Origin of the sequence: Streptomyces sp. UNOB3_S3, from assembly GCF_020740895.1 — a bacterium.
Lineage (GTDB): Bacteria > Actinomycetota > Actinomycetes > Streptomycetales > Streptomycetaceae > Streptomyces.
In genome coordinates this window covers 1-12,519 of sequence record NZ_JAILXP010000213.1, presented here as the reverse complement: position 1 = coordinate 12,519, position 12,519 = coordinate 1, and the positions used below count along the sequence as shown (strand labels likewise).

Annotated in this window: 12 protein-coding genes, 1 tRNA gene and 1 pseudogene; 2 read left to right on the top strand and 12 right to left on the bottom strand. The window is 73.8% G+C overall.

Annotation, left to right across the window (positions count from 1 at the left end; genetic code table 11):
• Together K6I33_RS36070 and K6I33_RS22080 are read right to left on the bottom strand one after the other, a co-directional pair.
• Positions 1 to 3,070, bottom strand: a 3,070-nt coding sequence (locus K6I33_RS36070) for a BTAD domain-containing putative transcriptional regulator (RefSeq protein WP_308297266.1), incomplete at its 3' end; no start/stop codon positions are given.
• A gap of 138 nt (positions 3,071 to 3,208) precedes the next feature.
• Complete coding sequence (locus K6I33_RS22080) at positions 3,209 to 4,135, bottom strand: RNA polymerase sigma-70 factor (RefSeq protein ID WP_229355699.1); 927 nt, start codon at positions 4,133 to 4,135, stop codon at positions 3,209 to 3,211.
• Positions 4,136 to 4,315: 180 nt separating this feature from the next.
• Between K6I33_RS22080 and K6I33_RS22075 the strand changes: the two genes are divergently transcribed.
• A complete protein-coding gene (locus K6I33_RS22075; protein ID WP_229355710.1) occupies positions 4,316 to 4,804 on the top strand; it encodes a carboxymuconolactone decarboxylase family protein in 489 nt (162 codons plus the stop codon).
• A gap of 49 nt (positions 4,805 to 4,853) precedes the next feature.
• On the opposite strand, the gene K6I33_RS22070 is transcribed toward K6I33_RS22075, so the two are convergent.
• The 6 genes from K6I33_RS22070 to K6I33_RS36380 all read right to left on the bottom strand — a co-directional run bounded on the left by K6I33_RS22070 (position 4,854) and on the right by K6I33_RS36380 (position 9,663).
• The gene (locus K6I33_RS22070; RefSeq protein ID WP_229355696.1) at positions 4,854 to 6,239 is read right to left on the bottom strand and encodes a cysteine desulfurase; all 1,386 of its coding nucleotides are present in this window, start codon (positions 6,237 to 6,239) and stop codon (positions 4,854 to 4,856) included.
• On the bottom strand, positions 6,226 to 7,608 hold the full coding sequence (locus K6I33_RS22065) for a family 2B encapsulin nanocompartment shell protein (protein WP_229355694.1): 1,383 nt from the start codon (positions 7,606 to 7,608) through the stop codon (positions 6,226 to 6,228). The genes K6I33_RS22070 and K6I33_RS22065 overlap by 14 nt, the downstream gene beginning before the upstream one ends.
• A gap of 339 nt (positions 7,609 to 7,947) precedes the next feature.
• A tRNA-Ser gene (locus K6I33_RS22060) sits at positions 7,948 to 8,034 on the bottom strand.
• Positions 8,035 to 8,151: 117 nt separating this feature from the next.
• Positions 8,152 to 8,649 carry a tRNA adenosine(34) deaminase TadA gene (gene tadA, locus K6I33_RS22055; RefSeq protein WP_229355692.1) on the bottom strand — a complete coding sequence of 166 codons (498 nt, stop codon included), beginning with the start codon at positions 8,647 to 8,649 and terminating at the stop codon, positions 8,152 to 8,154.
• Between the two features lie 34 nt (positions 8,650 to 8,683).
• Positions 8,684 to 9,205 carry a hypothetical protein gene (locus K6I33_RS22050; protein ID WP_229355690.1) on the bottom strand — a complete coding sequence of 174 codons (522 nt, stop codon included), beginning with the start codon at positions 9,203 to 9,205 and terminating at the stop codon, positions 8,684 to 8,686.
• A gap of 188 nt (positions 9,206 to 9,393) precedes the next feature.
• Positions 9,394 to 9,663 (bottom strand): hypothetical protein, encoded by a 270-nt coding sequence (locus tag K6I33_RS36380; protein ID WP_374285578.1) that lies wholly within the window; start codon positions 9,661 to 9,663, stop codon positions 9,394 to 9,396.
• A gap of 266 nt (positions 9,664 to 9,929) precedes the next feature.
• Between K6I33_RS36380 and upp the strand changes: the two genes are divergently transcribed.
• Positions 9,930 to 10,565 carry a uracil phosphoribosyltransferase gene (gene upp / locus K6I33_RS22040; protein ID WP_229355688.1) on the top strand — a complete coding sequence of 212 codons (636 nt, stop codon included), beginning with the start codon at positions 9,930 to 9,932 and terminating at the stop codon, positions 10,563 to 10,565.
• Positions 10,566 to 10,701: 136 nt separating this feature from the next.
• Here the strand turns inward: upp and K6I33_RS22035 are convergent, their stop codons facing one another.
• The 4 genes and pseudogenes from K6I33_RS22035 to K6I33_RS22020 all read right to left on the bottom strand — a co-directional run.
• Entirely contained in the window at positions 10,702 to 11,421 is a 720-nt protein-coding gene (locus K6I33_RS22035) for a LytR C-terminal domain-containing protein (protein ID WP_229355685.1), read from the bottom strand.
• Positions 11,422 to 11,619: 198 nt separating this feature from the next.
• Positions 11,620 to 11,916 (bottom strand): type II toxin-antitoxin system VapB family antitoxin, encoded by a 297-nt coding sequence (locus K6I33_RS22030; RefSeq protein ID WP_004929488.1) that lies wholly within the window; start codon positions 11,914 to 11,916, stop codon positions 11,620 to 11,622.
• A 200-nt stretch (positions 11,917 to 12,116) separates the two neighbouring features.
• Positions 12,117 to 12,320 (bottom strand): DUF5988 family protein, encoded by a 204-nt coding sequence (locus K6I33_RS22025; protein WP_229355683.1) that lies wholly within the window; start codon positions 12,318 to 12,320, stop codon positions 12,117 to 12,119.
• Between the two features lie 68 nt (positions 12,321 to 12,388).
• A pseudogene (locus tag K6I33_RS22020) lies at positions 12,389 to 12,519 on the bottom strand (Fe-S cluster assembly protein HesB); the annotation flags it as partial.

Here is a 12,519-nt window from a genome sequence, read left to right as displayed (position 1 = left end):
GGAACTCCTCGTCCAGCAGCGCCGCCACCTCCACCGCCTCCGGCGCGCCACGCCGCGCCAGCACGTCGTACGCCTCCCGCAGCGCGCCCTCGGCGAGCCGGGGTTCGCCGAGCGCCAGCTGGGCCCGCCCGCGGGCGGCCAGGGCCAGCCCCCGGACGCGCTGGTCCCCGGGCCCGGCCTCCAGCGCCAGCGCGCGGTCCGCGGCCGCGACGGCCTCACGGTGCCGGAGCTGGGCGAGCCGGCAGTGCGCCAGCCACGCCCACACCAGGGCCTCCCGGCGCGGATCCGTCCCCTCCGGTTCCACGGCCAGGGCCTCCCGCAGCCGGTCGGCGGCCGCCGACGTCCGGTCGGCCCGCAGATGGGCGCGGCCCGTCTGGAGGAGCACCAGCGCGAGAGCCCGGCCGTGCCCGGGCTCCCGGGCGCGCTCGGTCGCCGCGTCGGCGGCGGCGAGGGACTCCTCGGCCCGGCCCAGCGCGATGTACGCGCGTGCCGCGTGGGCCAGCGCCTCCGCGGCGGCGCCCGGCGCGCCCTCCCGGCCGAGCCCCTCCTCGGCCCGGACGAGCAGGGGCAGCGCCTCGTCGGCGCGGTCCAGCTCCAGCAGGACGACGCCGAGTTCGTGCGCGGCGAGGAGGGCCGTGAGCGGATCGTGGGCCTCCTCGGCCAGGCGCAGGGCCTCCCGCAGATCGTGCTCGGCGCGCCCGGGGGTGTCCGGGCCGGGGCGGGGCGCGGCGAGGAGGCGCAGCGCACGGGCGGCGGCGGTGTCGTCGCCCTGTTCCCGGGCCCGGTCCAGGGCCTGCCGGGCGGGCGGCTCAAGGTCCTGGCGGCGCGCGGTGCCGGCGGCGAGGGCGGCCCAGACGGTCAGCAGGTCGACGGCGGGGCGCAGGGCTTCGGGGACGTCCTGCGCCAGGACCTGCCGCACGGTGGCGAGCACGCTCGGGTGGGCGTCGTGCGTCCAGGCGCGGGCGGCGCCGGCGTCGGCCAGGGGGAGGCCCGCGGTGGCGAGGTGGTGGAGGAGGTGGCGCGGCAGGGGGCTGTCGGGGGTCAGGCGCAGGAGCGCGGTGACGGCGGTGGCCAGTTGGTGGTCCAGGAGGCGCAGCAGCGCCGCGTCGCGGACAGGCGGGCTGTCGGTGCGTTCGCTCTGCCGCCGGGCGAACAGCCGCACCAGGGCGTGGTGGCCGTGGCGGCCCGGGGCGGGGGACTCCAGCAGCCCGGCGCGGGTGAGCTCGCCGGTGACGGCCTCGGCCCGCGCGGTCTCCGGGAGGTCGAGGACGGCGGCGGCCGAGGCGGCGTCGAGCGGCCCGGCGTCGGGGAGGGCCAGCAGCCGGAAGGCGCGGGCCGCCTCGGGGTCCAGGGCGTCGTGGGCGACGCGGCAGACGGTTTCCAGGGCGAGGGCGAGGGCGCCGGTGCGGGGTTCGCCGACGTGCGAGTCGGCGTGCGAGTCGGCGTGCGGATCGGCGTGCGGATCGACGTGCAGCGTGTCGAGCCGGTGCCGTTCCTCCGCGAGCCGGGCCGCGAGGTCGGCCGGGTTCCAGGCAGGGCTCGCGGTGAGGCGGGCGCCGACGATACGCAGGGCGAGCGGAAGCCGTTCGCAGGCGGCGACGACGGACCGGGCGGCGTCGCCCCCGGCGACGGCCGAGGCGGCGACGCGGCCGCCGCCGGCCGCCGTCAGCATGGCCAGTGCCTCCTTCTCCTCCATGGCGTCCACCTCCACCGTCCGGGCGTCCGGCAGCACGAGGTCCCGGTCGCGGGTGGTGACGAGCGCCGCGCAGCCGGGCGCGCCGGGCAGCAGGGGGAGCACCCGCGCGGCGTCGTGGGCGTCGTCGAGGACGACGAGCACGCGCCGGTCGGCGAGCAGGGAGCGGTAGAGCGCGGCCCGGCGCTCCACGTCGTCGGGCAGGGCGGCGTCGGTGACGCCGAGCGCGTACAGCAGGTCCGCGAGGGCCGCGCCCGTGTCGACCGGCTCGGGGCCGGTGCCGCGCAGGTCGAGGTGGAGGAGGCCGTCGGGGTAGCCGGTGCGGACGGCGTGGGCGGTGTGCACGGCCAGCGCGGTCTTGCCGGTGCCGCCGGGGCCGGTGAGGACGACGACGGCCCCGGCGGCGACGGCTCCGGCGGCGACGGCCCCGGCGGTGAGGGCCGTGCGCACCTCGGCGGTGAGGGTCTCGCGGCCGGTGAAGCCGGCGGGGTCCGGCGGCAGCAGGTCGGGTGAGGGGCGCGCGGGTACGGGCTCCACCACGTCCCGCGTGTCGGCGGCCGGGGCGACCGGGGCGACCGGGGCGGCCGGAGCCGCGAGCCCGGGATCGCCCGAGAGGATCCGTTCGCGCAGCCGGACGAGTTCGGGACCGGGCCCCTCGGGAAGCAGCCGCCGCGTCTCGCTGAACACCGCGAGGGCCTCGGCCTGCCGCCCGGCGCGGTGGAGGGCCAGCATCAGCAGGGCGCGCGGCTTCTCGCGCGGGGGCTGTTCGGCGGTCAGGGCGCGCAGCCCGGCCACCGATTCGGCGTGCCGGCCCAGCGCGAGGGCGCACTCGAAGTGGTCTTCGCGGGCGGTGGCGCGCAGTTCGGTGAGCCGCGCGCGCTCCGCCTCGGCGTACGGGCCGGTCAGCCCGGCCAGCGCGGTGCCCTCCCACAGGGCCAGGGCGGCGGTCAGCCGCGCGTACGCCCCGGCGGGGTCGCCGCTCGCGCGGGCGGTGGCGGCGGCCGCGAGGTGGTCCTCGAACACGGTCGCGTCCAGGCTTCCGGGCGGCACCCGCACGGCGTAGCCGCCGCCGGTGGAGACGAGCACCTTCGCGCGGCCCCGGAAGGGCCGGCCGGGCTCCAGGACGGCGCGCAGCCGGGTGACGTAGGCGCGCAGGGTGTCCGTGGCGCGGTGGGGCGGGTCGTCGCCCCAGAGGGCGTCGACGAGTTCGGAGGTGGTGAGGGAGCGGCCGTCGCGCAGCAGCAGGATCGCGAGGGCCGCGCGCTCCTGCGGGGAGCCGAGCGGCAGCGGCTGCCCGCCGCGGTCGGCCCGTACGGGGCCGAGCACATGGAACCGGAGGGGCTGCTGTTCCGGCTGGGGCTCCTCGTCACCGGGCACGGGCGGTCCGCTCCTCGCTGAGATCCGGTCATCCCTGGTCAAATCATCCTAAATACTGCGAAATAAACAGTACGCGTGCCGCTCCCGCCCGGCGCGGAATCGCGGCGATCAGGGTGACGGCGACCAGGGGCCCGGGGCTCAGCGGCGCAGCGCGGTCTCCCGCCCCATGTGCGACAGCTTCTCGGGGTTGCGCACGGCGTAGAGCCCGGTGATGAGGCCGTCGTCGAAGCGCACCGTCAGGACGCTGTCGAGCTCGCCGCCGAGCCGGAGGACCAGCGCCGGGTGGCCGTTGACCCGCGCCGGCCGCAGCGAGACCGCCGCCGCGGCGACCTTGGCGAGCCCGCCGATCACCAGGCGGGCCACCTTGTCGGCGCCCACGATCGGCCGCAGGACGGCTTGCTTGACGCCGCCGCCGTCACCCAGGAGGACGACGTCCGGCGCGAGGACGTCGAGCAGGCCCTGGATGTCGCCCGTCTCGGCCGCCCGCCGGAACGCGTCGAGCGCGTTCCGGGTCTGGGCCGGGGAGACGGCCCCGCGCGGCCGGCGCGCCGCGACGTGCGCCCGCGCCCGGTGCGCGATCTGCCGTACCGCCGCCGGGGACTTGCCGACGGCTTCGGCGATCTCGTCGTACCCGAGGGCGAACACCTCGCGCAGCACGAAGACCGCACGCTCGGTCGGCGCGAGCGTCTCCAGCACCAGCAGCATCGCCGTGGAGACGCTGTCGGCCAGCTCGACGTCCTCGGCCACGTCCGGGGCGGTGAGCAGCGGCTCGGGCAGCCAGGTGCCGACGTAGGACTCCTTGCGGCGGCCGAGCGCGCGCAGCCGGCCCAGCGCCTGGCGCGTGGTGATCCGGACCAGGTAGGCGCGCCGGTCCCGCACCACGCCGAGATCGACGCCCGACCAGCGCAGCCAGGTCTCCTGGAGGACGTCCTCCGCGTCGGCGGCCGAGCCGAGCATCTCGTAGGCGACGGTGAAGAGCAGATTGCGATGGGCGACGAACGCCTCGGTGGCGGGATCCGTGGCGGGATCCGTGCGCCCGCTGTCCTCGTGCTTCCCGCTCTCCACCGGCTGCTCCCACCTGTTCGCTGTCGACGCGTCCACGCGCACAAGACGCCGGTCCCCGCGGTTTTGTGACACCCCGGGGCGATGGTTCACATCACACAGCCGTCCCGTCACAGGGGGCGTGGCGCCGGCATCTCATGTTCGTTCCGTACGACACGACGAGTGACGAGTGAGGACGAAGCCATGGACACCCGGTTCAACCTGTTCGAGAACGAGACCAGCGTGAAGTTCGGCAAGCGGTTCGCCAACGCCGGCATGGTGATCCAGCAGTCGACGCTGCCCAGGTCCACGCAGGAGCTGGTGTCGCTGCGCGCCAGCCAGATCAACGGCTGCGGCTGGTGCGTCGACATGCACACCAAGGACGCCGCGGCCGCCGGTGAGACCGCGGTCCGGCTCCACCTGGTCGCCACCTGGCGCGAGTCCACCGTGTTCACCGAGGCCGAGCGGGCGGCGCTGGCGCTCGCCGAGGAGGGCACCCGGCTCGCCGACGCGCATGAGGGCGTGTCCGACGGGACCTGGGAGCGGGTGCGCGAGCACTACGACGACGACCAGATCGCCGCGCTGGTCTCCCTGGTCGCCCTGATCAACGCGGCCAACCGGCTCGCCGTGATCGTCCACCAGCGGGGCGGCTCCTACGAGCCCGGCATGTTCGCCGCCATGCTCGACGCCTGAGGGGACACCGGGCCCGCGCTCCACGGGGGAACGCGGGCCCGGGCGTCCGCTACCGGCCGGGGGCGTCGCCTCCGGCTGTCATCCGCAGCAGGGACGCGACCAGCCGGTCGACGTCCTCCCGCGTGTTGTAGAGCGCCAGCGAGGCCCGCGCCGCGCTCTCCACGCCGTAGTGGCGCAGCGAGGGCTGGGCGCAGTGGTGCCCCGCGCGGACGGCGATGCCGTCCTGGTCGAGCGAGCGGGCGACGTCGACCGGGTCGTGCCCGGCCAGGGTGAACGTCAGCGTCGCGATCTTCTCGGGTGCCGAGCCCAGGATGGCGATCCCCGGCACCTGGGCCATGGCCTGCTCGGCGTAGGCCAGCAGCCCGTGCTCGTAGGCGGCGACGGCCTCACGGTCGAAGCCGGTCAGCCAGTTGATCGCCGCCAGCAGCCCGGCGACCCCGGAGATGTGCCCGGTGCCGGCCTCGAAGCGGTGCGGCACGGGCGCGTAGGTGCTGGCCGGGAAGTCGACCTGGTCGATCATGTTGCCGCCGCCCTGCCAGGGCGGCATGGCGGCGAGCAGCTCCGGCTTGCCGTAGAGCGCGCCGATGCCCGTCGGGGCGAACAGCTTGTGCCCGGAGAAGACGTAGAAGTCCGCGTCCAGGTCCTGGACGTCGACGGGGAAGTGCGCCACCGCCTGGGCCCCGTCGACCAGCACCTTCGCCTGGTAGCGGTGCGCCAGCGCGGTCATCTCCTTCACGGGCGGCACGGTGCCCAGCACGTTCGACGCCTGGCTGACGGCGACGAGCTGGGTGCGGAAGGAGAGCAGGTCCGCGAAGGCGGCCTGGTCGATGCTGCCGTCCGGGAGGAGCGGGATGGGCACGAGCCGGGCGTGCTTCTCCTTGGCGAGCAACTGCCAGGGCACGATGTTGGAGTGGTGCTCCAGCGTGGCGACGAGGATCTCGTCGCCGGGCCCGATGTTCGCCCGTCCCCAGGTCTGGGCCACGAGGTTGATGGCCTCGGTGGTGCCCCGGGTGAAGACGATGTCGTCCGGGGAGGCGGCGCCCAGCAGGTCGGCGACGGCCGCCCGCCCCGCCTCGTACGTCTCCGTGGCCTCGCGGGCCATGGTGTGGGCGCCTCGGTGGATGTTGGAGTTGGCGGCGCCGTAGTAGGCGGTGAGCGCCTCGATCACCTGGCGCGGCTTCTGGGTGGTCGCGCCGTTGTCCAGCCAGACGAGCGGATGGCCGTTGACGGTGCGGTGCAGCACGGGGACGTCCGCCCGGGCCACCAGGGGGTCGAAGCCGCTGCCGCCGCGCGGCGGGGTGGACTGCGGGGCCGTGGAGGGAACCGCCGGAGCGGCGGCCGCCGCCGGCTGCTCGTACGGGCGCGGGTCCGTGCCGGCGGAAAGCGCACCGGCCGGTAACGGCTGCCCGTACGTCCGAACGTCAGGAATAGTCATGGTACTTGGACACCTCGACGTTCTGGAGGACGGCGAGGGCGTCCTCCACGAGCACCGCGGCGTTGAAGTACGCCGTCAGCAGGTACGAGGTGATGGCCTTCTGGTCCGTGCCCATGTTCCGCATCGACAGGCCCGGCTCGACCTCGTCCGGCACCCCGGCCGGGCGCAGCCCGATGACGCCCTGCTCGGCCTCGCCCACGCGCATCAGCAGGATCTCGGTGGTCGCGGCGCCGCCGTTGCCCTTGAAGCGCACCTTGTCGGACGGGAGCAGCGGCACGCCGCGCCAGGTGATCAGCGGGCTGCCGAAGCGGGTGTCGATGACCGGCGGGACGCCCCGGCGGGTGCACTCGCGGCCGAAGGCGGCGATGGCCTTGGGGTGGGCGAGGAAGAAGCTGGGCTGCTTCCAGACCTTCGACAGCAGCTCGTCGAGGTCGTCGGGGGTCGGCGCGCCGGTGCGCGGCTGGACGCGCTGGCCCGGGGCGACGTTGTTGAACAGGCCGAACTCGGGGTGGTTGAGGATCATCGCCTCCTGGCGCTCGCGCAGCGCCTGGATGGTGAGGTCGGCCTGGACCCGGGTCTGGTCCATGGGCGCGTTGTACAGGTCGGAGACGCGGGTGTGGACGCGCAGCACGGTCTGGGCGAGCGTCATGTGGTACTCGCGGGGCGTGTCCTCGTACTCCACGTAGGTGCCCGGCAGTTCGGGCTCGCCGGTGTGCCCGGAGGCGAGGTCGACGGGCACCTCGGAGCCGGGCAGGGGGGCCTCGCCCGCGATGTGGGCGTCGAGCGCGGCCCGCAGGCCCGCGTCCCGGTCGGCGATCGCGTTGAGCGCGTCGAGCCCGACGGTCAGGGCGACACCGGAGGTGACCGCCTTGACCCGGAACGGCAAGGGCTGACATCGGGTCCAGGAGTCCAGACAGAAGAACTGGCCGTCGCCTATGACCTCCAGCAGCGCGTCCTCGCCGTACCGGCCGGTGACCCGCTTCTCGGCGCGACCGCTGACGATCACGGTCAGCTTGTCGCACGTCTCGCCCTCGGCACCGATGATCTGCCCGGGCTCGAAGGCCACCTGGGTGAAGGCGCCCGCGAGTTCGGCCAGCAGCGCCTCGTCCGCCTCGCGGAGGAACGGCAGTTCGCGCAGGTCCTCGGGGACGACGCGGTGGGCGCCGCCCTCGCTGTAGCAGCTGATGCGGTCGTCGCCGAGGATGAACGTCCGGCGGCGGTTGACCCGGTAGACGCCGGACTCGACGTCGACCCAGGGCAGCGCGCGCAGCAGGTAGCGCGGCGTGATCCCGCGCATCTGCGGGGTGGTCTTGGTGGTGGTGGCCAACTGCCGTGCGGCATCGGGCGCGAGACTGAGACGATCGTTCATGCGGTCCTCCTCGAAGAGCCCGCGCGGCTTCCCGCGCGGGAACGCAGACCGATCGTCCGGTCGGTGGGTCCGTGTCACAAGACGGGGGATTCCGACACGGTCCGGAATTGATCGATTGACGGAGCGTGATGCCGCGGGCATCGATCCGGGGCAAGGGCTTCACCGCCGGCCGCCCCGATTGGTCCGGACCGCGAGATGACCGGATTCCATCTGCCGAGACCCGCTTCCCGGGCGCGTCACGCCGGCCCGGCAGCGCAAAACCGCCGTCGGGGCGGCCTCGGGCGCTCAGAAAAAGAACCGCCCCGATCCGGTGATCCGGATCGGGGCGGTTCCCAAGAGCGGTAGCGGTGGGATTTGAACCCACGGTGGAGTTGCCCCCACACACGCTTTCGAGGCGTGCTCCTTAGGCCGCTCGGACACGCTACCGAGAGAGAGCTTAGCGGACGGTGGGCCGTGCTCCGAAATCGGTTCCGGGCTCCGGCGGTGTGGCCCTGGTCACCGGTCGTGTCACCGGCCTTGCCACCAGCCCTGTCACCAGCCCTGTCACCGGTCGCGGAAGAAGCGGGTGAGCAGCTCGGCGCACTCGTCGGCGAGGACCCCGGAGATCACCTCGGGGCGGTGGTTGAGGCGGCGGTCGCGGACGACGTCCCAGAGGGAGCCGGCGGCACCGGCCTTCTCGTCGGCGGCGCCGTAGACGACGCGGTCCACCCGGGAGAGGACGATCGCGCCCGCGCACATCGTGCAGGGCTCCAGGGTGACGACGAGCGTGCAGCCCGACAGCCGCCACTCGCCGACGGCCCGCGCGGCCTCGCGGATCGCGAGGACCTCCGCGTGGCCGGTGGGGTCGCCGGTGGCCTCGCGTTCGTTGCGGCCGCGGCCGATGACGGAGCCGTCCCGGTCCAGCACGACAGCGCCCACCGGCACGTCGCCCGTGGCGGGGGCCGCCGCGGCCTCCGCCAGGGCGGCCCGCATGGGGGCGAGCCAGGGGTCGCGCACCGGGTCGTGGACGGGGACGGCTGAGTCGTGGACGGCTTCGTTCATGGCACCAGTGTGAGCGCACCCGTCCGGGCGGACGTCAGCGGACGGCCTCCAGGACATCGGTGCAGCCGAGGGCGTCGGCGATCGTGCCGAGGGCGTCCCCGTCGAGGGCCAGGAGCTCCTTCTCGCTCACCCCGAGGTCGTCCAGCAGCCTGCCGTCGCCCAGCGGGCCGTGGGGCGCGACGGAGGCGGCCGCCCCGTCGTCCTCCTCCTCGGTCTCGGGTTCGCCGTCCTCGGTGCCGTCGAGGTCGAGGGCGTCCAGATCGTCGTCCTCGCCGTCCTCGCGGCCGGTGAGCTCGTCGACGAGCATCGCCCCGTACGAGCTGCGGTTGGCGAGAGCGGCGTTCGAGAGGTAGACCCGGGGGTCGTCCTCGCCGTCCACCCGGACGACGCCGAACCAGGCGTCCTCCTGCTCGATGAGCACCAGGACCGTGTCGTCGTCGACCGCGTTCTCCCGTGCGAGGTCGGCGATGTCGGACAGGGTCTCCACGTTGTCGAGTTCTGTGTCGCTCGCTACCCACCCGTCTTCGGTGCGCGCGAGCATTGCGGCGAAGTACACCGTGACTCTCCCACTGGTCATAGGCGGTGCCGGGTCGGACGGGGACCACCCCGCCCACTCGGAATCGTGGCAGAAACCTGGGCGTTGCGAGAGGTCTTCCGCGCTGCGTCGTGCAGCAGTCCGAGAGATGTCGCTCACGTGGGGCCCGTGAGGGCGCCGTACGGACGTGACGCGGGCGGGTCCGGCGCTCACCAGCGGAAGGTGCGCATCCGCATCTGCTGGCGCATCCGGGCGGCCCGCGCCCGGCGCGGCTGGACGCGGTCGCGCAGCTCCTTGGCCTCGTTCAGCTCACGGAGGAACTGGGCGCGGCGTCGTCTGCGGTCCTCGGCGCTCTCGGGCACGTCGTCCGGGGCGGGTCCGGTGGCGGATCCGGCGGCGGGCCGGGCGATGTCCCCGGCGGTCTCCCGGGGCCGTCCGGGGGCCGCCCGCTCGCCGGGCGTCCGGCCCGCCGGGTCTATGGAGCCCGGTTTCCGGGGGTCCGCTTCCGCTGTTTCCCGGGGCGTCCGGGCAGCCGACCCGGATCCCCGCCTGTCACGGCCAGCCATGGGCAGCACCACCTCGTGCCGAGGTCCTCGCCCGGCGACAGACCGGGCGTACGTGCCCACTTTCCCCCTAAGTGGTGGTTTGATGCCAGGGCTGCGACAGACCGTCGAAGCCTCCTCGTGGCCCCGCTGTGGCGCCCGGGCGGGCGCTCGGGCATTAAAGCTCGGTTAATGTCGATGTCATGCGGATCCACGTCGTCGACCACCCCCTGGTGGCTCACAAGCTCACCACCCTGCGCGACAAGCGCACCGATTCCCCCACCTTCCGGCGCCTCTGCGACGAGCTGGTCACCCTGCTCGCGTACGAGGCCACGCGCGACGTGCGCACCGAGCAGGTCAGCATCGAGTCCCCCGTGACGGCCACCACCGGCGTCCGGCTCTCCCACCCGCGCCCGCTGGTGGTGCCGATCCTCCGGGCCGGCCTGGGCATGCTCGACGGCATGGTCCGGCTGCTGCCGACGGCCGAGGTCGGCTTCCTCGGCATGATCCGCAATGAGGAGACCCTCAAGGCGGAGACGTACGCGACGCGTATGCCCGAGGACCTCTCCGGTCGCCAGGTCTACGTCCTGGACCCGATGCTCGCCACCGGCGGCACGCTCGTCGCCGCGATCAACGAGCTGATCGCCCGTGGCGCGGACGACGTCACCGCGATCTGCCTGCTGGCCGCGCCGGAGGGCGTCGAGGTCATGGAGCGCGAGCTCGAGGGCGCCCCGGTGACCGTCGTCACCGCCTCCGTCGACGAGCGGCTCAACGAGCACGGCTACATCGTCCCGGGCCTCGGCGACGCGGGCGACCGCATGTACGGCACCGCGGGCTGACCCGAGCCGGTGGTTTGTGGGCAGTCGTTCCTCCCCCAGCTACCGCTGGGAGGTGCCCCCAGGCGGAACGGGTGGGCACAAACCACCCACCGGGCCGTACAGGCCCACTGACCTCAGCACCGCCCGCCGACGTGCGTCAGCACTTGGCGGGCGGGCTGGCCTTCGGGGGCGCGGAGGCCGGCGCCGAGGACGGCGCCTGGGACGGCGCAGAAGGCGAAGGCGGCACCTCACCACGCTCCAGCGCGGAAAGCCCCTTCTCCGACTCCTCCTGCGACGTCAGCCCCTGGTACGCCGCCCCCAGCACGAGGTCGACGTCCTGCCCCTCGCGCTGGTCGCTCTTGGCCTCCGCCCCCGCGAGCTGGGTGCCCAGCACCCTGAGCGCGCCCTCCAGGGATTCCTGGGACCCCAGCAACACTCCGGTGCCGTTCACCTTTTTGTCGTAATCGGCCTGGGCGTTGCCCACCTTGCCGATCCTGAAGCCGCGCCGTTCCAGCTCATCCGCCGTGATCTTGGCGAGCCCGCCGCGCGGCGTGGCGTTGTAGACGTTGACGGTGATGTCGCCGGGCCGGGGCACGTCCCGGGGCAGCTTCCGGCCGGCCGCCTCGGCCGCGTCGGAGCCGCTCTTGCAGTCGCCGTTCCGCTTCTGCGGGGCTGCCGCCGCTTGCGTCGTGGCGGGACCGCCCGAGAAGACGTCGACGAGCTGGACCGTTCCCCACCCGGCCAGCCCCAGCACAACGGCCGTGGCGGTGCCGGCGAGCACGATCCTTCGGCGGTTGCGGGCGCGGCGCATGTGCGGGAACCGATGGCCCGTGATGCGGTACTTACCACCCATGCCAGGAGGGGTGAGCATGCTCATGAGCGCAGCGTAGTGCTGGGCGGAGCCGCTGCCTACTAGATGATCAATGGGTTGCCCGGACCCCTACCCAAAAGGGTCAATAACCGGCCATGTGACCGCTTCCGGGGTGATGCGCCGGGAGAGGTACGCCGAGGGTGATGCGCCGGACGGTGCCCTGGATGCTGCCCCGGGTGGTTCCCTGGGCGGTGCCCCGGATGGTCAGTCGAGCTCGAGCACGCGCGCGTGCAGCACCTGGCGCTGCTGAAGAGCGGCCCGTACGGCCCGGTGCAGCCCGTCCTCCAGGTAGAGATCGCCACGCCACTTCACGACGTGAGCGAAGAGGTCGCCGTAGAACGTCGAGTCCTCCGCGAGCAGCGTCTCGAGGTCGAGCTGCTGCTTGGTGGTCACCAACTGGTCCAGGCGTACCGGGCGAGGGGCGACGTCCGCCCACTGGCGGGTGCTTTCCCGGCCGTGGTCGGGGTACGGCCGCCCGTTTCCGATGCGCTTGAAGATCACACGGAAAGCCTACCGGGCGAGCGGCTCCCGGCGCAGCCATGGCGCGGGAGTGCGATGCTGACAATCAGCCGCATACCGGGAGTGATGCATGGAACTCCTGAGCGAGAATTCTTTCGCCGGAGGTCCGCATTCCGGACTGCGGGCACCGGAATCCGCTCTCCTGGTCGTTCCGCGCCGTCGCGACCACGGCGACCACCGGCTCACTCGGCGATCTCGGTCCGCTCCCACCACTCGAAGACGCGCAGCCGGCCCTCCGCCGTGTCCTGATGCCGCGGGGTGGCCTTGAAGTGCTCGTAACCACCCCTGAACTGGACCTTCAGCTCGACCCCGGGAGGGGTGATCGGCACGACCCGCTCCGGCAGATCGTCCGGGCCGCCTTCGAGGAATGCTTTGGCGCTGCTCATGGGGACAGTCTTCCGGCGCTCCCCGCCCGACGCGCGGCGCGACGCGCCGCAGGCCCGAGGGGGCGGTCTCACACCTTCTTGACCGCTGCCTTCTTGGCGGCTCGTTTCATTTCCTGCTTGTAGGCCCGGACCTTCTCCAGGGACTCCGGCCCGGTGATGTCGGCCACCGAGCGGTACGACCCCACCTCCCCATAGCCCC